The organism is Aristaeella lactis, assembly GCF_018118585.1.
GTDB lineage: Bacteria > Bacillota > Clostridia > Christensenellales > Aristaeellaceae > Aristaeella > Aristaeella lactis.
Genome location: NZ_CP069421.1, coordinates 1,104,822 through 1,128,040, shown reverse-complemented (window position 1 = coordinate 1,128,040; position 23,219 = coordinate 1,104,822). Strand labels below are relative to the sequence as shown.

At 38.9% G+C, this 23,219-nt stretch carries 22 protein-coding genes; all 22 read left to right on the top strand.

What is annotated here, in order from left to right:
* Positions 1 to 17: 17 nt before the first annotated feature.
* Positions 18 to 1,376, top strand: a complete 1,359-nt coding sequence (locus JYE50_RS05330) for an O-antigen ligase family protein (protein WP_084094836.1) — start codon at positions 18 to 20, stop codon at positions 1,374 to 1,376.
* The gene (locus tag JYE50_RS05325; protein WP_084094835.1) at positions 1,342 to 2,553 is read left to right on the top strand and encodes a glycosyltransferase; all 1,212 of its coding nucleotides are present in this window, start codon (positions 1,342 to 1,344) and stop codon (positions 2,551 to 2,553) included. The genes JYE50_RS05330 and JYE50_RS05325 overlap by 35 nt, the downstream gene beginning before the upstream one ends.
* Positions 2,554 to 2,770: 217 nt before the next feature.
* Complete coding sequence (locus tag JYE50_RS05320) at positions 2,771 to 3,730, top strand: ATP-grasp fold amidoligase family protein (RefSeq protein ID WP_084094834.1); 960 nt, start codon at positions 2,771 to 2,773, stop codon at positions 3,728 to 3,730.
* 231 nt (positions 3,731 to 3,961) lie between these two features.
* Positions 3,962 to 4,975: a glycosyltransferase family 2 protein gene (locus tag JYE50_RS05315; RefSeq protein WP_084094833.1), complete on the top strand. Its 1,014-nt coding sequence runs from the start codon at positions 3,962 to 3,964 to the stop codon at positions 4,973 to 4,975.
* On the top strand, positions 4,965 to 6,398 hold the full coding sequence (locus JYE50_RS05310) for a lipopolysaccharide biosynthesis protein (protein WP_084094832.1): 1,434 nt from the start codon (positions 4,965 to 4,967) through the stop codon (positions 6,396 to 6,398). Before JYE50_RS05315 ends, JYE50_RS05310 begins: the two co-directional genes overlap by 11 nt.
* 17 nt (positions 6,399 to 6,415) lie before the next feature.
* A complete protein-coding gene (locus tag JYE50_RS05305) occupies positions 6,416 to 7,327 on the top strand; it encodes an ATP-grasp fold amidoligase family protein (protein WP_084094831.1) in 912 nt (303 codons plus the stop codon).
* A 78-nt stretch (positions 7,328 to 7,405) separates the two neighbouring features.
* A complete protein-coding gene (locus JYE50_RS05300; RefSeq protein WP_084094830.1) occupies positions 7,406 to 8,443 on the top strand; it encodes a polysaccharide biosynthesis protein in 1,038 nt (345 codons plus the stop codon).
* A gap of 12 nt (positions 8,444 to 8,455) precedes the next feature.
* A complete protein-coding gene (gene wecB, locus JYE50_RS05295) occupies positions 8,456 to 9,619 on the top strand; it encodes a non-hydrolyzing UDP-N-acetylglucosamine 2-epimerase (protein WP_084094829.1) in 1,164 nt (387 codons plus the stop codon).
* Entirely contained in the window at positions 9,616 to 10,812 is a 1,197-nt protein-coding gene (locus JYE50_RS05290) for a polysaccharide biosynthesis C-terminal domain-containing protein (protein ID WP_084094828.1), read from the top strand. Before wecB ends, JYE50_RS05290 begins: the two co-directional genes overlap by 4 nt.
* Before the next feature lie 15 nt (positions 10,813 to 10,827).
* Positions 10,828 to 12,009, top strand: coding sequence for a nucleotidyltransferase domain-containing protein (locus JYE50_RS05285; RefSeq protein WP_084094827.1), 1,182 nt, complete (start codon positions 10,828 to 10,830; stop codon positions 12,007 to 12,009).
* 229 nt (positions 12,010 to 12,238) lie between these two features.
* A complete protein-coding gene (locus JYE50_RS05280) occupies positions 12,239 to 13,549 on the top strand; it encodes a VanZ family protein (RefSeq protein ID WP_179138226.1) in 1,311 nt (436 codons plus the stop codon).
* A 133-nt stretch (positions 13,550 to 13,682) separates the two neighbouring features.
* Positions 13,683 to 15,581: a polysaccharide biosynthesis protein gene (locus tag JYE50_RS05275; RefSeq protein ID WP_084094825.1), complete on the top strand. Its 1,899-nt coding sequence runs from the start codon at positions 13,683 to 13,685 to the stop codon at positions 15,579 to 15,581.
* 35 nt (positions 15,582 to 15,616) lie between these two features.
* A complete protein-coding gene (locus JYE50_RS05270) occupies positions 15,617 to 16,501 on the top strand; it encodes a DUF5677 domain-containing protein (protein ID WP_084094824.1) in 885 nt (294 codons plus the stop codon).
* 21 nt (positions 16,502 to 16,522) lie between these two features.
* Positions 16,523 to 17,755 carry a nucleotide sugar dehydrogenase gene (locus tag JYE50_RS05265; RefSeq protein ID WP_084094823.1) on the top strand — a complete coding sequence of 411 codons (1,233 nt, stop codon included), beginning with the start codon at positions 16,523 to 16,525 and terminating at the stop codon, positions 17,753 to 17,755.
* Positions 17,756 to 17,772: 17 nt separating this feature from the next.
* Entirely contained in the window at positions 17,773 to 18,867 is a 1,095-nt protein-coding gene (locus JYE50_RS05260; protein WP_084094822.1) for an NAD-dependent epimerase/dehydratase family protein, read from the top strand.
* A 380-nt stretch (positions 18,868 to 19,247) separates the two neighbouring features.
* The gene (locus JYE50_RS05255) at positions 19,248 to 20,594 is read left to right on the top strand and encodes a radical SAM/SPASM domain-containing protein (protein WP_084094821.1); all 1,347 of its coding nucleotides are present in this window, start codon (positions 19,248 to 19,250) and stop codon (positions 20,592 to 20,594) included.
* 23 nt (positions 20,595 to 20,617) lie between these two features.
* Positions 20,618 to 20,776 (top strand): hypothetical protein, encoded by a 159-nt coding sequence (locus tag JYE50_RS05250; RefSeq protein WP_179138225.1) that lies wholly within the window; start codon positions 20,618 to 20,620, stop codon positions 20,774 to 20,776.
* Between the two features lie 15 nt (positions 20,777 to 20,791).
* Complete coding sequence (locus JYE50_RS05245) at positions 20,792 to 21,022, top strand: hypothetical protein (RefSeq protein WP_084094820.1); 231 nt, start codon at positions 20,792 to 20,794, stop codon at positions 21,020 to 21,022.
* Between the two features lie 98 nt (positions 21,023 to 21,120).
* Positions 21,121 to 21,387 carry a PqqD family protein gene (locus tag JYE50_RS05240; RefSeq protein WP_084094819.1) on the top strand — a complete coding sequence of 89 codons (267 nt, stop codon included), beginning with the start codon at positions 21,121 to 21,123 and terminating at the stop codon, positions 21,385 to 21,387.
* A 19-nt stretch (positions 21,388 to 21,406) separates the two neighbouring features.
* The gene (locus JYE50_RS05235; protein WP_084094818.1) at positions 21,407 to 22,132 is read left to right on the top strand and encodes a hypothetical protein; all 726 of its coding nucleotides are present in this window, start codon (positions 21,407 to 21,409) and stop codon (positions 22,130 to 22,132) included.
* Positions 22,129 to 22,623 carry a hypothetical protein gene (locus JYE50_RS05230; protein ID WP_084094817.1) on the top strand — a complete coding sequence of 165 codons (495 nt, stop codon included), beginning with the start codon at positions 22,129 to 22,131 and terminating at the stop codon, positions 22,621 to 22,623. The genes JYE50_RS05235 and JYE50_RS05230 overlap by 4 nt, the downstream gene beginning before the upstream one ends.
* A 114-nt stretch (positions 22,624 to 22,737) precedes the next feature.
* A complete protein-coding gene (locus JYE50_RS05225; RefSeq protein WP_084094816.1) occupies positions 22,738 to 23,070 on the top strand; it encodes a desulfoferrodoxin family protein in 333 nt (110 codons plus the stop codon).
* Positions 23,071 to 23,219: the final 149 nt, after the last annotated feature.

Below are 23,219 nucleotides of genomic sequence, written 5' to 3'. Positions count from 1 at the left end.
TGGAAGGATATAAATAGATGGGAAAGAACTATGGTATATATGTGAACAATTCACAGTCAGACAATCATAGTAAGTATATAATAATACCAGATTCCAGATCCAGTGAATTGACTAATACGTTATTGGTTTTTTTTCTGATGTTTTTCTCAAATGATACATATCTATTTGGTTCTAATAAAAACACATTATTCGTTAGCCTTCCCCGTTATATTTTATTGCTCTTTTGCTTGTTTGAATTTGTGTATTTTTTACGGCAAAAATCAATTCAAAAACATAAAAAGCAACTTGTTATGTATTGTATCATGCTGGTTACTTTTATCGTAATCAGTTTAATCAATAAAGAACTAATAAATCGAACAATTAACAAAATGCTATTTATGTCGGGCGGATTATTTGTTTGCATTCTCTTGAGCTTTAAAGACTATAGTAAGGCATTTCGAAACTCAATTCTATTGATATCAATTTCATCTACTGTGTTATGGATTTTATCATATTTAATTCCCGATTTAGTATTACAATTACCACGAATGGAGAATACGGCAGGAGTAAAGTTTGCCACAATTATTTTTGCTGGTCTCGATATATCAACTATCTATAGCCCGATGATTCGTACATTTGGTATCTTTTGGGAGCCAGGTGTTTTTCAGATGTTTATTAACTTGGCTATTCTATTTGAACTATTTGTTGAGAACCGGCCACGAAGAGTATATCTCATCGTTTATTGTATTGCTTTATTATCCACGTTTTCTACAACTGGATATATAGCATTTTTATGGATTGTTTTAATATATATTTTGTTCGGGGGAAAAAATACTACAATATCTAAAGCAAATAGATGGTTTATTATTTTACCTATTTTATTAATAATTTTATTGCAAATAATTACTAGGACATCTATCGGGCAAAAAGTCTTTGGTAAAGCAAACAACCTTAAAGAAGGAACGACCATGGTACGGTTTGCTTCATTCTTTGCCAGTATCAGTATAGCAAGGTCACATCCTCTTACCGGTGTCGGTATGGAAAATGTCGGAACTCAAATGTACACAATTACAAAAGCGTCTGATTTGTACTTTGGGTGGACATCGCAAAATACAAATACATTTCTTTATCAGTTTGCTGCACATGGCTGTATATTTGGAGGATTATTTCTAATCGGATCGTCATTGTTTGGAAGGGTATTTCATAAAGGGGCGTTATTTACATTCTCAGTATTTATTCTTTTGATTATTTTCTATATAGGTGAAAACTATTTGGTCTCTATGGTGCCATATGTTTTCATATTCTATGGATTTGAATCGGAAAGAACTGAAGACATGCAAAAAAGTGAGGAATACATATCAAATGAGAGAAAAACATGTAGATATTTTGTATATTAATACGGTTGATTATGGAAGTACTGGAAAAATAATGAAGCAGATGAGTGCAGCAGCAGAACTCTCAGGATATAAAACGTGTTGCGCAATTGCAGGGGAAAAGGAGAAAAAAAATAATGGTTGTCTCATAATATCATCATATACAGTTAGGCGTATTAATGAATTGTTTGATAGAGTATTCAGCGTTCGAGGGTATGATTCTTTTTTGTCCACATTGATTTTCCTGCGAAAATTAGATCGGCTTAATCCTAGAATAATCCATTTACACAATCTACATAGCAATTATATAAATCTGCCCTTGTTATTTCGCTATATAAAAAAAAGAAACATAAAGATTATATGGACATTGCATGATTGTTGGGCGTTTACGGGTAGATGTCCTCATTTTGTGGCTTTATCATGTGAAAAATGGAAAGACGGATGCAAAAGATGTATTTATCCAACAGAGTGTTACCCTATAGCAAATCATGACCGCTCAGCTTATATGTGGAAACAAAAAAAGAAATGGTTTACTGGTGTGAAGAATCTGACAATCGTTACACCATCACAATGGTTAGAAGGATTAGTAGAGCAATCTTTCTTAAATTGCTATCCTATCAAAGTTGTCACTAATGGGATTGATTTATCAATCTTTAAAAGGACAATAAGTACATTTAAGCAAGAGCATATAATTCCTGCAGACAGATATGTTGTTTTAGGAGTTGCATTTAGTTGGAATAATAATAAGGGGTTAGATTGTTTCATTGAATTAGCAAAAAGATTGAATCCAGAAAAATACGTGATTGTTTTAGTTGGGACAGATGAAAATGTTGAAAGTTATCTTCCGAAACATATTATATCAGTGCAGAAAACAAAGAACCAACAGCAACTAGCGGAAATATATTCTGTTGCAGATGTATTTGTTAATCCAACGAGACAAGAAGTGCTTGGACTTGTAAACTTGGAAGCCTTAGCATGTGGAACTCCTGTAATAACTTTTAATACGGGTGGAAGTCCAGAATGCGTGGATGAAACTTGCGGTTGTGTTGTGGATTGTAATGATGTTGATGGTTTAGAAAAGCAGATAAGATATATATGTGAGAATCATCCATTTACACATGAGATGTGCGAACAAAGAGCGAGAAAATTTTGTAAAGAAAATATGTTAAGCAAATATCTAGAATTATACAAAATTAGATGAAATAACATCAAATAACTAATCCCATTATTACATATATCAGGAAGGGAAAATATTATGAAAAACAGGCTGTGATTTTGAATACAGTAATTATCATAATAAAGCTAATAGATTAATATAACTTCATTTTCATGGAAACAAGACATGCAACAGATGGAATACAGATATGTCGATATGGAAAAACTTTGTATTTATTATATAGCATAGGAGGCATAAAATAATGAATAAATATTTCCATGGCGCTATAAAAATAATGAAAAGGCCAAGACTGATATTTTATTATATGAGTGTTATGGGATTTGGAATTCTAAACTTCTTATCAGATAAAGCATGTTTAAAACTACTTTGGTGGTCAGCTACAGGAAAAAAGTTGAATTTGAAGACACCAAAAGGGTTTAATGAAAAAATACAATGGCTGAAACTATATTACCATAAACCAGAATATACTGAATTGGCAGATAAAATACGCGTCAGGGATTTTGTCAAGAAAACTATAGGAGAAAAGTATCTTATTCCGCTTATTGCAACATATGACAATCCTGATCAAATTGATTACAACTCACTTCCAAACAAGTTTGTGATTAAATGTAATCATAATTCTGGTTGTGGTATGTGTTTATGTCGTGACAAGTCAGCAATTAATTTTGCAAGTGTAAATAATGAACTTAAAAAAGCATTACAAGAAAACTATTATTATAGATGTCGAGAATGGCAATATAAGAATATTGTTCCAAGACTTATTTGCGAAAAGTATCTTATAGATGATGACCCACAAAACACAACTGGGACATTAATTAATTACAAATTTTATTGTTTCTATGGTGAACCGAAGTTTCTTTATGTTTCGGTTGAAGATGTATCTAGTGGGGCAAAAGGCGTAGTGAAGCTGTCATTGCTAGATCTTGATTGGGAAACTCCTCCTTTTTTTCGCTCGGATCATGAGCCGCTTCCTTTTGATCTTGAAAAGCCAGCTCACTTTGATGAAATGATTGAAATTTCCAAGAAATTATCAAAAGGGATACCATTTGTCAGAGTGGATTTATATTGGGTTAACGATCAAATTCTATTCTCGGAGATGACATTTACACCAACAGGTGGTTTTAGTTTTTTTTCTCCAGAAGAATGGGAAGTTAAATTGGGAGAGTGGCTACCTTTACCCGACAAAATAGTAGAAAGATAATCGTTTAAGATGTGACTTATGCATATTAATCGAATCCATTGCAGGAAATGTGCATGACGTTATGGGCGCACAGAAAATGCTGGAGGCCGTCAAACTATGACCATAGATGGCCATTTTAGCAAAAAAAGCCTACGAGAAATGGGAATTGCGGGAGTTTATTACCAATCTCGGATTCAACAACGAGGCTATTATTGCAGAAAGTATGAAAATGTATATATGGAGGTACTGTAGATGATGAATAAGACTAAAGTTAGCGTCATAATGTCTGCATATAATGCTCAAGCGTTTATTCGAGAAGCTGTAGATAGTATATTAAATCAGACCATGGGTGATTTCGAACTGTTAGTTACAGATGATTGCTCTACAGACGATACGCTGAAAATACTAAAAAGCTATCATGATGATCGCCTAATTGTTATTGAGAATAATAAGCAGCAAGGACTTACAGCCAATCTTAACAGTATGATCGAAAGATCAAGTGGAGAGTATATTGCAAGATTGGATGCGGATGATGTTTCCGACTTATCCAGACTGGAAAAACAGGTGATCGTTCTCGATTCTAATCCGGACATATTTATGGTATGTTCATATGTAAAAGCAATTGGTAACAGGAGTGGGATAAATAAACCCCCATTAAAACATGATGACATAGCTGCAACCTTGTTATTTTTCAATCCTATTACACACTCGTCCGTAATGTTTAGAAATGACGGGACAAAATATAATATCAATTATAAGAAAGCTCAGGACTATGAATTATGGACGAGATTATTTCGTGAAGGCAAGCGCTTTTTTACAATAGCAGAACCACTTGTCTCATTTAGATATCATCATTTGCAAATATCAAACATAGGCAAAACAGATCAGTTGGCATTTGCAACACAAGTAAAGATCAATGAATTACAACAATTAGGTATTGATATTAACGATAAAGATTTTAGTTTTGTAATAAATTATCTTGAAACAGGCTTGATAGAGAACAGTAATGAATTATACAGAGTGCTTGCATTATTCAGTGAAATTGAAACGAAGAACAGACAAAATAAAGTGTACTCCAAAGTCGCATTAAAAAGAGTTATTAAAATTCGATGTGTAAGAATATATACGAGGCTGAAAGATAGGAATAGCATTAATATACGTGACAGAATAAATCTCTTTAGAAGAGCATTTTCATTGCTTTTGTTTAAAGCAATTATTGCGAGTAGATTTAATAGTCATATACGGGAAGGTCAATATGGACAATAAAAAACTCGCCTCTAATTTTTTGTGGCGCTTGATGGAACGCATGGGCGCGCAAGGAGTCACATTAATCGTATCCCTTGTGTTAGCGAGATTACTTGAGCCCAGTGTTTATGGCATAGTAGCATATGTATTAGTATTTACGACAATTCTCCAGGTTTTTGTCGATAGTGGACTTGGAACCGCGTTAATCCAAAAAAAGAATGCGGACGATTTAGACTTTTCTTCAGTTTTCTATTTTAACATTATAATCTGTTTTTCACTCTATGCTCTACTTTTTTTGGGAGCTCCTTATATTTCATTATTCTATGGCATAGACGAGCTCACACCAATAGTGCGAGTCCTTGGATTATCATTGCTGATATCTGGTATAAAATGTGTCCAGCAAGCATATGTTTCGAGATATCTGTTATTCAAAAAATTCTTTTATGCAACATTGGCGGGCACGGTTGGAGCAGCTATTATAGGAATCACAATGGCCTATATGGGATTTGGAGTGTGGGCGATAGTTGCACAGAATCTTTTTAACCAGACTATAGACACAATAATACTTTGGATTACTGTGAAATGGCGCCCTAAAAAGTGTTTTTCAATGAGGCGCTTGAAAGGACTGTTTTCATATGGGTGGAAACTTCTCGTGGCAAGATTATTATCTACAGTTTACACCGAAATTCGACAGTTATTGATAGGAAAAGTATACACAGCCGCCGATTTGGCGTTTTACAATAGAAGCTATGAGATACCCGCGAAAATAGTTCCGAATATTATTACATCCATTAATAGCGTTTTACTTCCCACATTATCCAAAGAACAAGACAACCTTTCTACGATTAAAAGTATAGCCAGAAGAGCGAATAAGGTTGCGAATTTCGTTATATGGCCTTTTTTGGTTGGGCTGGCGGTTTGTGGGAAAGCGCTGGTTGAGGTATTGTTGACTGAAAAATGGCTGCCATGTGTACCATATCTATTTATCTTTTGTGCAGATTATGCATTATGGCCTACTATTTATGTGTATAACAATGTTATCAATTCTATTGGTCGAAGCGATATCTATTTGAAATTACAGTTTATCCAAAAGGGAATTGGTATGATTTTGCTGTTCTTATCAATTAGATATGGGGTTATTTGGATTGCATTGACAGTTCCTATTATCAGTATAATAGAACTGATTATTTCGGCTAGTATTATACGAAAGCTTATTGGTTATTCTTTCACAGAGCAATTATCGGATGTTTATAAACCTATAATCTTTTCTATGATTATGGGTGCAATTGTTTGGGGACTGAGCCTTTTTGAGCTAAAAATGGTATTAATACTAGTTTTACAATTTATAATTGGTGTGATTACATATACCCTGCTTTCATTCATTTTCAATAGAGAGTGCTTTATGTTTGTAAAGACAATGATTGGTAAACTTATAAAAAAATAAAATGATGGAGACAATCTATGCATATAATTGATTATATTAAGCATCCGGAGCAAGTAATACTTGGTTTGCAAGAGCATGGGTTTGGATGTTTTATTCCAGATAAGTTATATATAAAATGCATGTTTTTAAAATCTTTTGGATACCCATTAGATCTCCATAATCCGCGAACATTTAATGAAAAGCTGCAATGGTTAAAACTATACGATCGCAAACCGTGCTACTCTGAAATGGTAGATAAGATTAGCGCCAAAAATTATATAGGCAAAATAATAGGGGAACAGTATATTATTCCATCTTTGGGGCAATGGAATTCATTCCACGAGATTGATTTCAATCAGTTGCCAGATAAATTTGTTCTAAAATGCAATCATGATAGTGGAGGGATTGTAATATGCAAAAGTAAAGAAGAATTTGATTACAAAAGCGCAGAAAGCATTATTCAATCCAGTTTGAAAAGAAATTATTATTTCCCTGGGAGAGAATGGCCATACAAACAAATTCAACCCAAAGTATTTGCTGAGAAACTATTAGTGGATAAATACTATGGAGAAGTCAGAGATTACAAGTTTTTTTGTTTTAATGGGAGAGTTAGGTGCTATAAGATCGACTTTGATCGGTTTATTAATCATAAAGCAAATTATTATGATGTTGACGCCAAACTGTTGCAAATCGGAGAAATTGTTTGTCCACCAGACCATTCCAAAGTAATTGATGCACCGAAAAATCTTAAATTAATGATTGAATTGGCTGAAAAACTATCAGTTTCTATTCCATTTGTAAGAGTAGATTTTTACGAAGTAGATAATAAGGTATACTTTGGTGAAATGACTTTTTATCCAGCTTCGGGATTCGGGAAATTTTATTATGAAGGTAATGATTCCCTATTAGGTAATTGGATTGAATTACCGTTGAATAAACGGAGGGAATAAGGATTTAAATCAATCTAGAACCTTAAATTAAACTTTCAACAAATAGCCTAAAACTACTGATTTTATGGGAGTTTAGATATGAGCGCTTTTAATCAAGCAACACTTTTAATTACTGGCGGTACTGGTTCCTTCGGTCACACCGTCCTGAAACATTTCCTGACTTCAGACATCGGCCAAATCCGTATCTTCTCTCGCGACGAAAAGAAGCAGGATGATATGCGCCATGAGATTCAAGCCAAATATCCCGAATACGCTTCCAAAGTGAAGTTTTATGTAGGAGATGTCCGGGATCCGCGTTCAGTGGCAGATGCTATGCCTGGTGTTGACTACATCTTCCATGCTGCTGCTCTGAAACAGGTTCCATCCTGTGAATTTTTCCCGATGCAGGCTGTGAAGACCAACGTGGAAGGAACAGACAATGTTCTCCACGCTGCCATAGATGCCGGTGTGAAACGTGTTGTTTGCCTTTCTACAGATAAAGCAGCATACCCGATCAACGCCATGGGTATTTCCAAAGCCATGATGGAACATGTTATTACAGCCAATGCTCGTGTGGCTGCAGATCGCGGAGGTACAGTGATCTGCTGTACACGTTATGGTAATGTTATGTGCTCCCGAGGATCAGTTATTCCGCTCTTTATTGACCAGATTAAAGCCGGCAATCCGATTACCATTACCAATCCGGCTATGACCAGATTCCTCATGAACCTGGATGAGGCAGTAGAACTGGTGCGTTTTGCCTTTGAACATGCAAATCCCGGTGATCTCTTTATCCAGAAGGCCGATGCCAGCACAATAGGAGACCTTGCCAAGGGTGTCCAGAGACTCTTTGGTGATACAGGTACCAACATCATCGGTACCCGTCATGGGGAGAAACTGTATGAAACTCTCATGACCAGGGAAGAACGACTTCGTTCCGAAGATATGGGCAATTACTTCCGAGTAGCAGCTGATACCCGTGATCTGAACTATGATAAGTACTTCGTCAAAGGCGAAGTTGTGACAGAAGCGGATGAGAGTTATACTAGTCATAACACAAGATTGCTGGATGTAGACGGCGTTGTTGAAAAGATCCTGACAACAGATTATGTAAAAGAAGCTCTGGCTAACAAGTGAGGATAAAAGTATATGACTGAATGGAAGAATAACGGTAAGATTAAGCTCCTGATTATCGTAGGAACCCGTCCGGAGATTATCCGTCTCGCTGCTACGATCAAACGGTGCAGGGAATACTTTGACTGTATCGTGGCCCATACCGGCCAGAACTATGACAAGAACCTGAATGATGTGTTCTGGAGTGATTTTGACCTGGGCGGTCCGGATATTTATATGGACGCGGTAGGAGAGAATCTGGGTCAGACTTGCGGAAACATTATTGCGAAGTCCTACGAACTAATGAACGAGATCAAACCGGATGCCCTGCTGATTTTGGGAGATACCAATTCCTGCCTTTCCGCCATTTCAGCCAAACGTCTTCATATACCGATTTTCCATATGGAAGCTGGAAACCGTTGCAAGGATGAATGCCTGCCGGAGGAAACGAACCGCCGTATCGTGGATGTTATCTCAGACGTGAATCTTCCATACAGTGAACCGGCACGGAAGTATCTGCATGAAATGGGAATGCCCAAGGAACGGACTTATGTAACAGGTTCCCCGATGGCGGAGGTCTTGCACGGAAACCTGGATAAGATTCTGGCAAGTGATGTACTGGACAGGATGGAACTCGAACCCAACAAATACATTCTTCTTTCAGCTCACAGGGAAGAGAATATAGATACAGACAAGAACTTCAATTCTCTGTTTACAGCAATCAATACACTTGCAGAGAAGTATAATGTTCCGATCCTTTATTCCTGCCACCCTCGTTCCAGAAAGAAGCTGGAAGCAAGCGGCTTTGAACTGGATCCCAGGGTAAGGGTCAATGAACCCCTTGGATTCAATGATTACAACAAACTGCAGATGAATGCCCTGGCCGTTGTTTCCGACTCGGGAACCCTGCCGGAGGAAAGCTCTTTCTATCTTTCCATAGGTCACCCGATCGCGGCGGTATGCATCCGGACTTCCACTGAGCGTCCGGAAGCCCTGGAAGCAGGAGACTTTATCCTGGCTGGCATCTCTACCCAAGAGCTGCTCCAGGCAACGGATATGGCAATCGATATGAAACAGAAGAATATCCTGGGGCAGCCCTGCGCGGATTATACAGATGAATGCGTCAGTATGAAGGTGGTCAGGATTATCCAGAGCTATGTCAATGTAGTGAACAAGATGGTATGGAGGAAAGAATCGTGAGGATTCTGGTAACCGGTGCCAAAGGCATGGTAGGTACTGCCCTTGTCAACAATCTGAAGAACATCCGGGACGGGAAGAACCGTACCAGGCCTGATCTGCAGATTGAAGAGATTTATTCCTATGACATAGATAATACGCAGGAAGAATTGAAAGAATACTGCCGGAAAGCAGACTTCGTATTCAACCTGGCCGGCGTAAACAGACCCAAAGACCAGTCTGAATTCATGACTGGCAACTTTGGCTTTGCTTCCACTTTGCTGGAAACACTACAGAAATGCGACAACAAAGCACCGGTAATGCTCTCATCTTCCATCCAGGCAACACTGATCGGCCGATATGGAGAAAGCGATTACGGCAAGAGCAAACTGGCTGGTGAAGAACTGTTCTTCAAATACGGGAAAGAAAAGAACGTAAAGATAGCAGTATATCGTTTTCCGAACCTTATGGGACACAGCAGACCAAATTACAATTCTGCAGTATCCACCTTCTGCAACGCGGTGGCCAATGATCTGCCCTATACCGTATCTGATCGAAATAACGTAGTGGAACTGCTCTATATTGATGACCTTGTCGAGGGTATGCTGGATCTTCTGGAAGGGAAAGAGAAGCACTGCGAATATGACGGGCTGGAACCCGTGGAGAATCCGAACGGCAGATACTGTTATGTACCGATAACACACAAGGTAACACTTGGAGAAATCATTGATCTTCTTCAGGAATTCAAACAGCAGCCGATCACCCTTCTGATGCCAAAGATGCCGGAAGGATCTTTCGCTAAGAAGCTGTTTTCCTTATATCTGACATATCTTCCTAAAGAAGCATTTAAATACCAACTAAAGATGAACTGCGACAACCGCGGAAGTTTTACGGAACTGGTTCATACAAAGGATTGTGGACAGGTTTCAATCAATATCAGCAAGCCCGGTATTACCAAAGGCCAACACTGGCATAACAGCAAATGGGAACAGTTTATCGTAGTTCACGGCCATGGACTCATCCAGGAACGGAACATCAATACCAATGAGATGGTCGAGTTTGAAGTGTCTGGTGACAAAATCGAAGCCATCTATATGATCCCGGGATGGACGCATAACATTATTAATCTGTCGGAGACAGAAGATCTGGTTACGGTTATGACGTGTAATGAAGTGTTTAATCCACAGAGGCCGGATACGTTTGGGGAACCTGTATAAGAACGGGTGGGGAAAATGACAAAAGAACAATCATTCTTCATACAAATCCTGTCAGATCACCTGAATGGACGGGAAACAGGGTGTGTAGATAATATGGATTGGAATGTTATACATTCATATGCTCTTACACACCAGGTGAGTGGCATTGTTTTTGAACAAGCCAGGAATTGTATGCCTATAGAAATGCAGCTGACATTTAGAAAAGAAGCTATGGCTACACTTTTTTATGCTGCTAAAAGAGATAATGATTTTGATTCTGTTAAAAAGGCGCTTTCAGAGAAAAATATATCGTATTTTGTTGTAAAAGGACCGATCATAGCAGAATTATATCCATCACCGAAACTACGTTCCATGGGAGATATAGATCTTGTTATACACAGAGAAGATCGAGATTCGTGTAATGATATATTAATACAAAACGGGTATGAGTGCAGATCAAAACAAGATGATAGAGAATGGCAGTATTATAAAAACGGAATAGAATTGGAACTCCATGATCGACTTGTATATGAAGAAAACGTAAATGAGGAAGGACATGATTTGTTTTTTAACAATTGTTGGAGATATGTGGAAAATCATGAGATAAACTGGAGTTTTCATTTACTTTTCCTTATTTTTCATCTACGTAAACATTTTATGAATTCTGGCGTTGGATTCCGTCAATTTATGGATTTAGCAGTTGTCGTACAAAAGATTGATATAGATTGGAACTGGTTAAAAGAACATCTTAAATCTACAGGCATGTATCGTTTTGCAAAAAAATGTTTTGGGTTTATTGAACGATGGTTTGGACTTCAAACACCAATGGCTGTAAAAATAGACGAAGTTTTTTTTGCAGAAGCAACACAGATAATCATAAGTAACGGTGTATTTGGATTTGATAACAAGGATAATATAATTGGTGCATCAGTAAATGAGATGCGTAATACCAGGTTTCCCAGGCTGGCATTAATATGCCAATACATGAAAGAATTTTTTCCATCATGGAAAGTATTAAGCAGAACAAATATTTATGGATATTTAAAACATAGCAAACTGTTGCTGCCTATTGCTTGGATACATCGATGGTGGCGACAAATAAAAAGACACGTATTTTTGAAGGAAAGAGTAACAATCCGAAAGCCTATAGCGTCTATGCAGGAATATGATAGCAGGATGATATGGATGAGAAGATGGGGCCTTTTGAATAAAAAATAAAGAAATGATATATATTCTGTTTAATAATAAATAATGATTACGATACAGATGGATTTTTCAAGATATATTTATGGGGAAAGCATCTTTGAAGAATAGAATAAGTATGTCAAATCAACAATGTATAAAGCAAATAATAAAACGATTAAGTTTGCTTTTTGGAGTATTATTGTTTATTTTCATATTTCATTTTGTTACCAATACATCAGAAAAGATGATTCGTTCATCTTCTTTGAAAAAGATAGTAACAAAAGGAGAAAAGAATGAGAGAATAGATTATGTTGATGATAATGGAACGATAACCTATGCAGCTGACAAACATTATGCGATGAAAATAATAACAAGAAATAACAATGAACAATTTGAAGAGTTTCTGGGAGTTGATGGAAAACCTGCCAAGCAAAATCTTGGATACTTTTATATTCGTAGGTTTTATGATCCTAATGGTAAAGAGTATAAAACTATTTATTTGGATGTTGATAATAAACCAATAATAAACAGGTTGGGCTATGCAATTGTTGAACGCTCTTTTAACGAAAACGGGAAAATAGATATAGAGCTATTTTATGATGAGAATAATAGACCTGTAGAATCAAATCAGTATGGGTATGGGTGTAAATATGAATATGATAATGATGGGCAAAATATTAAAACCACCTATTTAAGTATTGATGGGGAACCATTTATAACAGGTCAAGGATTTGCGATAATCCATAAATCATACTATAAAGAAGGGATTAACGCAGGAAGAGTTAAGAATGAATATTATTATAATGAAAAAGAAGAACCAATAAAACTAAAAAAAGGAGAATATGGTTTACATAAAGACTATGACAAAGAAGGAAGGACGAATACATATACTTATCTTGGTATTGATGGGAATCCTACGAACACTCTAGAAGGATACACAACAATTATTCGCACATATTATAATGATGACTCTGTAAAAAGTGATATGTATTATGATAAAGATGGATTGCCAATGGCTTTATCCGGAGGACAGTATGGTGTTTTGAAGAAAAATGGTCAAAGTATCTGGTTGGATATTAATGGAAATGAAATCAGGTCTTTCCGTAATCTGTTATTTGGCAGTGTTTGGTTCTCTTTAGCTGTGTGTATTGTGATTGTTTGCGTTTCATCATTTATAAGAAAAAAATATAATAAGATATTGATGGTCTTATATGGTGTATTTATCCTTTACATGACTATTATATACAGGTCTGAAAACACTGGCGGAATCAATTTGGTTCCGTTTTGGTCATATAGACAAATATTCAATGACAAAGAATTGACAATGGAAATATTAAAGAACATTCTATTGTTCATTCCTTTTGCTTCAGTTTTATATAATGTTTTCCAAACAGAAAAGATATTAATACCTGTTTTTATTCTTTCATTTCTGATCGAGACAGTTCAGTTAATATGGCATAAAGGATTATGTGAAATTGATGATGTAATCAGTAATACAATAGGTGGTCTCATTGGGTGGGGGCTTGCTAAACAGATTAAAAGGCAATTTCATGCCAAATTCTATAAAGAATAGAGAACTAGCAATTCACATATTATGTATATTAGTCTGCGAATAATACCAATCTGAGATGGAAACTGACGGAATATATTCAAGAAACGTATCAACTCTTGGAAACATATTTATATAGCGAAAAGAAGGTAATACTATGACGCTGAATCAGAAACAGTCACGCTGGAAACTATTCCTGTTTGACCTGGCTTTCTATCTGCTTGTGGGTATATTTATCTTTATTGTTTATCCAAGCACGATAGACAGATTAAACACGACTGAGCAGCTTTTGTATATCGCTTTAGGAGCAGTATGCGTTTTTGTGCTGCGTTTTGTTTTCAATGTCTATAAGAGAATCTGGAGATACGCTGGATCATCAGATTATCTGTGGCTGGTTGTTGCGGACTTTATTGCCGGAGTCATCTTTGTACTTCTTCGTGCTCCGCTTATGCCGCAAGGTATTACATTTGTACGCGCAGTTTCTCTGATCTGTCTTAACCTTCTTGGCGCAATCTGTATGCGTCTGACTTATCAGTTTGCTTATCAGAACCGGAATCAGACATCAAAAGGACAGCGAAGGATTCTCAGTTTTCTTCAGTTTATAACCGGCGTTAAGTTTGCCCAGGATGAGGCTCTTCCTGAAAACCGGAAGATCAGAGTTGCCATCATCGGAGCAGGAAGCGTTGGCGCGATGCTGGCTGATGAACTGCTTAATAATCCCAAAGCGGTTTATAAGCCTGTATGCTTCGTGGATGCTAACAAAGAAAAAGTCGGCAGGACGATTGCACGAGTGCCTGTCGTCAACAATGAGACGGATCTGAATAGCTTTGGAGTCCAGGAAGTTGTGTTCGCTCTTCCCAACATAACGAATGAGAGAAGAAAAGAACTATTCGAAGTATATAAAAATAAAGGGTATAAGATAAAAGTTTACGATTATCCGTCCCTCGAAAATACAGACGGTCGACGTCAGCTTCGCGACTTTGCTATTGAGGATCTGCTTTATCGTAATACGGTAGACGTTATTGATGAGAAAACAGCTGCGTGGTACAGGGGTAAGAATGTCATGATTACCGGCGGCGGAGGATCAATCGGCTCTGAACTGGCCAGGCAAATTGCTAAGATTGGACCGGGCAGACTAACGCTTCTGGATAACTATGAAAATGGTGTGTATGATATTCAACAGGAACTGTTGACTCGGTATCCGGGATTGAATCTGAAAGTAGAGATAGTAAACATCTGCGATGCTGACGGCATACAACGTGTTCTTTGCATTAACACACCGGATATTGTTCTTCATGCTGCAGCCCATAAGCATGTACCGCTGATGGAACGGAATGTTATGGAAGCTGTTAAGAACAACGTGTTTGGTACGCTGAACATGGTGGAAGCATGTGAACGGAATGGTGTAAAGCGTTTCATTATGATTAGCACAGATAAAGCTGTTAATCCTACAAACGTAATGGGTGCAACCAAACGTATGTGCGAGATGATCGTACAGAGTCGGAAAGGAGATAGGACATCCTTCTCTGCAACACGGTTTGGTAATGTGCTGGGCAGTAATGGATCTGTTATACCACTGTTCAGGAGGCAGATTGCAAATGGTGGCCCTGTGACCATTACAGATAAACGCATTACACGGTTTTTCATGACCATTCCGGAAGCCAGTCAGTTGGTGATGACCAGCGGCGCTATGGCCAAGAATGGGGAATTGTATGTGCTGGATATGGGTAAGCCAGTCAAAATCTATGACCTGGCAGAAGAAATGATCCGACTTTCTGGCCTTGAACCCTATAAAGATATTGATATTGTTGAGACGGGCCTTCGCCCTGGCGAAAAGCTATATGAGGAACTGCTTATCCGTACAGAAGAAATGGATAAGACAGAGAATGACCTGATCTTCATAGAACGTGATAAACCGTTAAGCGAAGAGGAAATATGGGAGAAACTAAACATATTGAGAGAAGCGTTGGCTACAGGACATAATACTGCTGTGAAGGAAGCACTGATGAAAGTTGTACCAACGTATCATACGCCGGAAGAAGTGAATGGAAAGTAAAAAAAATATTTCAATAAATTACAAGGAGTATTATATTGAAAGAGATTTCTATCGATCTGAATGAGCTTCTAATTAAGGAAGCTGATGGGTCTTTGAAAAGTGACGATTTCGATATGCTTTGGACGAATATCGTAATGCTACCTATTTATAGAATTGAGTATATTATAAATACTTCGAAACATACTGAAACCGGATACGATATTGATCAGGCGTTCTATTATGGACTACTTAATCGTATACGTGCTTTTCTTTGTTATGAAAGACGAATTGTATGTAAACATTTATTGAATCTAGAATTATCTTCTATTCTAAATCGAAGTGTTCTTGAGGATAATATTACGTTAAGGTATTTTTTGAATCATCCAGAAGAATTGGATGATTATCGCAAGTCATGCTTTCGAGCTGAAATAGAATTTGAAGACATTATCTACAAAAACAGGGAGAATAGAAAAGAAGATCCAGTTATGTATAATTGGGAAGAGGAATTGCTGAGATCGATACACAGAGCGTATTCAACTATAGGACTTAATAGTGAACAAATACGTTCTTTCAGACTTCCTAAATCGCCGATGATACTTGATATGGCAAGAGAGGTAGATCTGGAGATTGCTTATACTAGTTACAGAATGGAATGCCATAGTACACATGGAGATTGGTTTGATATATCGCGCTATTTTCTTATAGAAAAAGAAGGAAAGTTCTACCCTCGTTTTGCAGAGGATTATGCAGATATTCGCAAATTTAGCCCTATGCTGCTTCTAGTATATGAAACAATACATAGTTTTATAAATACAGTATTAGGACATGGCATAGATAAATGTATAGAAGATGAGATACAAAAAGATATTATAATGATTCAGAAATTTGAACACATGCATTTTAACTACACAAAAGGTCGCCCTCTTTTATTTCAACTCTAATAAAAAGGAGAAATCAAGATTATGAAAATCGCTGTAGCCGGAACCGGATATGTTGGGCTTTCCCTAGCTGTACTTTTATCCCAACATCATGACGTGACCGCTGTGGACATCGTGCCAGAGAAAGTTGAATTATTGAATAACTGGAAGAGCCCCATCCAGGATGATTATATTGAGACATACTTGGAAGAGCATGAGGCACGCGGGTTGAAGCTGAAGGCAACAACGGACGGCGCAGCGGCTTATTCGGAAGCGGATTATGTGATCATCGCTGCTCCAACAAATTATGATCCGCAGAAGAACTTCTTTGATTGCTCTGCAGTTGAGAGTGTCATCGAGTTGGTACTTGCTTCTTCCGATAAGGCGATTATGGTTATCAAATCCACGATCCCTGTAGGTTATACCGAAAGGATAAGGGAGAAGTATCATACAGACCGGATCCTGTTCAGCCCAGAATTCCTGAGAGAGAGCAAAGCACTGTACGATAACCTGTATCCTTCCAGGATCATCGTATCCTGTGATGAAAGTACTCGGAAAGCTGCAGAAACCTTTGCGGGTATGCTGGTGGAAGCGGCGGAGAAGAAGGATGTTCCTGTATTGCATATGGGCTTTACGGAGGCGGAGGCTGTTAAATTGTTCGCCAATACCTATCTGGCTCTGCGTGTTTCCTATTTCAACGAACTGGATACCTACGCAGAGATCAAGGGCCTAAATACGAAAGATATAATTGACGGCGTCTGCCTGGATCCTCGAATCGGAAACCACTACAATAACCCGTCCTTCGGTTATGGCGGTTACTGCCTGCCGAAGGATACCAAACAGTTGCTGGCCAACTATGACGATGTACCCCAAAACCTGGTACAGGCGATCGTGGAGAGCAACAGGACAAGAAAGGACTTTATTGCTGACCGGGTACTGACCAAGGCCGGGTATTATTCTGCCAACAGCATGTGGAACGCTGACAAGGAACGGCCCATTACGGTAGGCGTGTTCCGGCTGACGATGAAGGCCAACAGTGATAACTTCCGCCAGAGCTCTATCCAGGGGGTTATGAAGCGGATAAAGGCAAAAGGAGCAACGGTGATTATCTATGAACCGACGCTTCCGGATGGAACGACCTTCTTTGGTTCCCTGGTTGTAAATGATATCGAGAAGTTCAAGAAGGGATCTGACGCTATCATCGCCAACAGATATGACAGCTGCCTTGATGACGTGGAGGAAAAGGTATATACACGGGATCTGTTCAGAAGAGACTAATTACAGGGAATGATGATATGAAAACAAAGATCAGCCTTAACAACAAGATCATCTTGATCACCGGTGCTGCTGGTTTTATCGGCTCCGCCCTGACGCAGCGTATCCTGCGGGAATTTACAGGGGTCACTGTGGTCGGTGTGGACAACATGAACGACTATTATGATCCTATGCTGAAGGAGTACCGCAACCAGGCCAATAAATCCGCCAGGCTGGATGGTCATCTGAACGGATACAGGTTTATCCGCGGAAACATCGCGGATAAAGAACTGATAGATCATCTGTTCTATGAATGCAATTTTGATATCGTTGTGAACCTGGCTGCCCAGGCAGGAGTCCGGTACAGCATTGATCATCCGGATGTCTATATTGAAAGCAACATTATCGGTTTCTATAACATCCTGGAAGCATGCCGGAACAGCTATAAGGGCGGACATCCGGGAGTACAGCACCTGGTATATGCCTCCAGCAGCAGCGTCTACGGAGGAAATAAGAAAGTACCCTTCAGCACGGAGGATCCGGTAGATCATCCGGTAAGCTTGTATGCTGCTACCAAGAAGAGCAATGAACTGCTGGCACACAGCTATGCCAAGCTTTATAACATTCCCTGTACGGGACTGCGGTTCTTCACCGTATATGGGCCGGCGGGACGACCGGATATGTTCTACTTCTCAGCAACCAATAAGCTGAGAAAAGGCGGAACCATTGATATCTATAACTACGGCAACTGCAAGCGGGACTTTACGTATATCGATGATATCGTGGAAGGAATTATCCGGGTCATGCAAGGCGCTCCAGAGAGAAAGACAGGGGAGGACGGACTTCCGATTCCACCTTATGCCTTATACAACATCGGCGGAGGACAACCGGAGAACCTGCTGAACTTCGTGCAGACTCTCCAGGAGGAACTGGTCCGTGCCGGTGTGTTGCCGGAAGATTATGAGTTTGAGGAGCATAAACGGCTGGTGCCTATGCAGCCAGGAGATGTGCCGGTAACCTATGCAGATTCAACAGGATTGGAACGGGATTATGGATTCACCCCGAAGATCGGGATCCGGGAGGGACTCAGAAAATTCGCTGAGTGGTATGCAAATTTCTACTGCTACAGAGGATAATAATACGAGGGAGAACTGTATTTAACAAGCAGTGTCTTTATCGATAAATACAAATCTTATATAATCCTTGATAAATAACTGACACAGCGATTTTTTGTGCGTATCAATAGGTGAAAGCCGGTAAGGCTATAGCAGGATGGCCACCTGAAGAGAATGAATACGCATGAAGGGAATGATGTGTACAGAAAAAGATAGATTTCACCTATGCACGCAGTTGAACAGGATCACGGCAGATGTAATGATTCGAAACGGATACATACATATTGCTGTAATTAATTGTTGACAAAGTACGGAGTAGTTTGTACAATTAATATGATAAGCTATGATAACGATTACATGGCATATCATTGATTCTGTTGAAGAGGAGGTGGCGCCGGTTAGTGAAAACGATTGTGGAACCTCAGGAACACATAGCAAAACTTTGGGGGAAGCAACGAATTAAGGAAGAAAACACTTACCGGATGATGAAGTATGTCATGCGCGTTGACGGTGATGACAAAGTGGTTCTGCATAATGTTGTGACAGGACAACTGGTCGAACTTGATCCAACAGAAGCAGAAATACTGACACACCTCCCGGAAAAGTATTGTGATTCAATGGCTCAGCTTATTGATGATCATTATTTGGTTCCTAATGAATTTGATGAACATCAACAAGTTGTCAACATGCGCACAATCCTTAGGAAACTTGCTTCTGCAAAACCCAAAGAGGGGATTCGTCATTATACGATTCTTCCTACGACCGCATGCAATGCGAGATGCTATTATTGTTTCGAGCAAGGCGCAAAGATCGTAACCATGACCGAAGAAACAGCCAACGATGTAGTGGATTTTATTTCAACCCATTGCGGGGAAGAAAAAAAGGTATCCATTATGTGGTTTGGCGGTGAACCGACAGTTGCTTCGAAAAGGATAGATCAGATTTCGGAGGGACTGAAGCGCAGGGGTATTCACTTTAATTCAACCATGATATCAAATGCTTATTTATTTGATGAATCAATGGTTGAAAAAGCAAAAACCCTATGGAGGCTACAACGGGTTCAAATCTCAGTTGATGGTTTGGAAGAACGTTACAATGCGGTGAAGAACTATGTGAACCCGAAGGATAATCCGTATGAAAGGGTAATGCGTAATATCCAGTTACTCCTGGATGCTGGAATCCATATTGATTTACGACTGAATTTCGATTTAGCAAATTATATGGATTTTAAAGGCCTTGTCGAATATGCCAAAGAGCATTTCAAGGGCTATGACGATTTCCAGTTTTATGCATATCCGGTCATTGGTGAGTATCCGGACAATCAGGGTGAGGTTCTTCATGGCAATGATGAATGGAGAAAAAAGAAGTCTGTTGAGCTTAACGACCTTGCCAGAGAAGCAGGAGTATATCGCTCGAAACGTGAATTGCCTCATCTGGAATATAAAGGTTGTGGCGCAGATGATGATGCTGCTGTAACGATTAATGCGAATGGTACACTTGTTAAGTGTCCTGAACATTTTGAGGAAGAACAGAGCATTGGAAATCTGAAAGAAGGTATCGTTAATAACACACGTGTTCAAGAATGGAAAGAAATAGCAGATCATGAAACATGTAAAAACTGTGTTTTCTTTCCGAAGTGCATAAGGCTCAAATACTGCAGCGCACAGGACAGGTGTTATTTCCAGGACCGGAATCAGCAGTTTTATGAAACAGTTAAACGGCATTCTATGAATAATGGAGTGCAGTAATAAAATCTTTAGGAGGAATACGCATGATGATCAATGAGCCGAAGGTAGAGTTTGTCCCGATCGATCTGAATGACAAAGTGGTCACTGTATCGTGTACGGACGGTGTTACAGATGGCGGCACTTACTGCAATGATTCATCTGTAACCACAGATTGCGGAACGCCTATGATGGCAACGAACTAAAAGGAGGTTAAATCCATGCGCGAAGAACTGAAGGATTTTGAACTGAACGAGGTTACCGGCGGTCGCTATTATGTGAACGGTAATACTAAGAAAGTTGCCTGGGATACCATTTCCGGCGCTTATACGCTGAAGTGCTCTGTGTACCAGGCGATGGAATACATGGACGGCCTGAAGGGCACTTGCGCTACCCAGGCTGAATATGACAAGGCCTGCTACAACGGACTGAAGGCGAAGGGCTGGATCTGATTTTTATACATCAGAGATGTCCATAGGATAAACAGGGGGCATGTGGAGGGATATCTCTCAACATGCCCCTGTTTTAGATTACAGGGGGTATATAAGGTATGAAGTTTAGATATACATTTGAATGCATGGACATGGGCGATGAAACAATAGCAGTTCCGGTCGGAGACAATGCTAATGACTTGCATGGTGTAGTCAAACTAAATAAAGAAGGATTAGAGATATTCAAACTGTTACAGGATAATAAAACTGAGGAAGAAATTGTTAGCATCCTGGCGAATGAGTATAGTAATGATAAACAGCAATTAACTGATTATGTCCATAAGACGATACAGTCGATGATAGAAGCACAGCTGCTGGAAGAATAATTGTCAGGAGACTGATACATTGAACCGTTTTAAAATCAAAATAGCAAATAAGACTATAGAAATAGAGACAGTACATGTTCTTACCAAGGCGCTCAGCCGTAAATTTCTGTGTGATGGGACGCCGGATTTTAAGATTGTCAGCACGCAGGAAGATATAGATAAAGAAAGATATACATATGAAACAAGCAATGGTCTGAGTGCATCCTGGGATGGGAATATTGAGGCAACGGTTGTGCTGCGAAAACTGGCAGAAGTATTTCCTGATTATGGGGCTTTTGCAATGCATGGTGCTGCTATAGCTTATGATAATAATGCATATGTTTTCTCCGGCAGAAGCGGAATCGGGAAAACCACACACATTATGCACTGGTTAAAGAATTTGCCGGATGCATATGTTGTAAATGGAGATAAGCCATTCATACTTGCCGATGACGAACCGATGGTATGCGGATCTCCGTGGGCCGGCAAAGAAAGTATGAACTCGAATACAATAGTGCCTATAAAAGCTATGGCCTTTTTAGAAAGGGCTGAGGAAAACAGCATACAGCGTATTTCTTTTTCTCAAGCTTTTCCTATGCTTTATCAGCAAACATATCGCTCTACGGACTCAAATCATGTGAGAAAGACATTAAACCTTCTAAAAAAACTGGATGGAAAGGTTTCGTTTTATTTGTTTAAGATCAATAATTTCAAGGATGACTGTTTTCAAACCGCATACAATACGCTTGTGAGAGGTTTAGAATGAGTACTTTTAAGCCAAGCGTTCAATACTATACATTTGATGAACTGCTAAAAAAAGATGGATATTTGGTTTATACAAATGTTGGTATGAGCATGTTGCCATTGCTTCGTCAAAAAAAGGATGTAATAGAAATAAGGAAAAAAGAACCCGGCAGATGTAAGAAATATGATGTGGTTCTATATAAGCGTGGAGATAAGTATATTCTGCACAGGATCCTTAAGGTATTACCGGAAGGATATATTATTGCCGGTGATAACAATACATTCATAGAAAAAAATATCAATGATGATATGATTATTGGCGTAATGACCAGGGTAATAAGGAATGGAAAGGTTATTACGCCAGATAACTTTTTGTATAAAGTATATGTGCATCTATGGTGTGATGCGTATCCAGTGAGAATAATTGTGTTGAAAATACGATGGAGAATAATGTCGTTTATAGGTAAATGCTTGAGTTTTATGAAGAAAAGAATATTGAAGATTAAGGATTAAGAAGTTGAGAGCAAGCAGATCTGATGATCTACCTTGTTTTGTCTTTGAATAGATTGCTGTATAATATAAAAAAGAATTCATATTTATAAACATGTATGGAAAGGATGGAAAGCAATGAAATTCTACAAAGTTGACGGCAAAATCATTATCTCTGATATACCTATTGGCGAACCCGTTACTCCCAACACAACAGACGGCGCCCATGAGAAGCATGTTCCGGTTATTGAACAGCATGGTGATTTCGTTACGGTGAAAGTCGGATCTGTGGAGCATCCCATGCTGGATGTCCACTACATTGAATGGATCGTGCTGGAAACCGCAACCGGTTACCAGAAGCATGATCTGAAGCCTGGCGAGAAGCCGGAGGCACACTTTGCTGTGACGGAGCCGGTTGTTGCTGCGTATGAGTATTGCAATCTGCACGGCTTATGGGCGGCAAAAGCGTAAGCCTGCCGCCCAGGTAGGAGGTATGAGGTAGGAAGTAGGAGGTATACCGCCTACGGGCGGGATCAGATTTCTCCACTTCGGTCGAGATAACAAAACCCAAATGGCATCAAGAATACAGTGAACGGACAGTTGCTGGACACTTGAAAGAC

Excerpts from the sequence above, each read along its gene's own strand:
- JYE50_RS05275 (WP_084094825.1), top strand. The coding sequence starts at position 13,683 with ATGACGCTGAATCAGAAACAGTCACGCTGGAAACTATTCCTGTTTGAC.
- JYE50_RS05265 (WP_084094823.1), top strand. The coding sequence starts at position 16,523 with ATGAAAATCGCTGTAGCCGGAACCGGATATGTTGGGCTTTCCCTAGCT.
- JYE50_RS05245 (WP_084094820.1), top strand. The coding sequence starts at position 20,792 with ATGCGCGAAGAACTGAAGGATTTTGAACTGAACGAGGTTACCGGCGGT.
- JYE50_RS05260 (WP_084094822.1), top strand. The coding sequence starts at position 17,773 with ATGAAAACAAAGATCAGCCTTAACAACAAGATCATCTTGATCACCGGT.
- JYE50_RS05225 (WP_084094816.1), top strand. The coding sequence starts at position 22,738 with ATGAAATTCTACAAAGTTGACGGCAAAATCATTATCTCTGATATACCT.
- JYE50_RS05300 (WP_084094830.1), top strand. The coding sequence starts at position 7,406 with ATGAGCGCTTTTAATCAAGCAACACTTTTAATTACTGGCGGTACTGGT.
- JYE50_RS05325 (WP_084094835.1), top strand. The coding sequence starts at position 1,342 with ATGAGAGAAAAACATGTAGATATTTTGTATATTAATACGGTTGATTAT.
- JYE50_RS05230 (WP_084094817.1), top strand. The coding sequence starts at position 22,129 with ATGAGTACTTTTAAGCCAAGCGTTCAATACTATACATTTGATGAACTG.
- JYE50_RS05285 (WP_084094827.1), top strand. The coding sequence starts at position 10,828 with ATGACAAAAGAACAATCATTCTTCATACAAATCCTGTCAGATCACCTG.
- wecB (WP_084094829.1), top strand. The coding sequence starts at position 8,456 with ATGACTGAATGGAAGAATAACGGTAAGATTAAGCTCCTGATTATCGTA.
- JYE50_RS05250 (WP_179138225.1), top strand. The coding sequence starts at position 20,618 with ATGATGATCAATGAGCCGAAGGTAGAGTTTGTCCCGATCGATCTGAAT.
- JYE50_RS05310 (WP_084094832.1), top strand. The coding sequence starts at position 4,965 with ATGGACAATAAAAAACTCGCCTCTAATTTTTTGTGGCGCTTGATGGAA.
- JYE50_RS05305 (WP_084094831.1), top strand. The coding sequence starts at position 6,416 with ATGCATATAATTGATTATATTAAGCATCCGGAGCAAGTAATACTTGGT.
- JYE50_RS05240 (WP_084094819.1), top strand. The coding sequence starts at position 21,121 with ATGAAGTTTAGATATACATTTGAATGCATGGACATGGGCGATGAAACA.
- JYE50_RS05330 (WP_084094836.1), top strand. The coding sequence starts at position 18 with ATGGGAAAGAACTATGGTATATATGTGAACAATTCACAGTCAGACAAT.
- JYE50_RS05320 (WP_084094834.1), top strand. The coding sequence starts at position 2,771 with ATGAATAAATATTTCCATGGCGCTATAAAAATAATGAAAAGGCCAAGA.
- JYE50_RS05315 (WP_084094833.1), top strand. The coding sequence starts at position 3,962 with ATGATGAATAAGACTAAAGTTAGCGTCATAATGTCTGCATATAATGCT.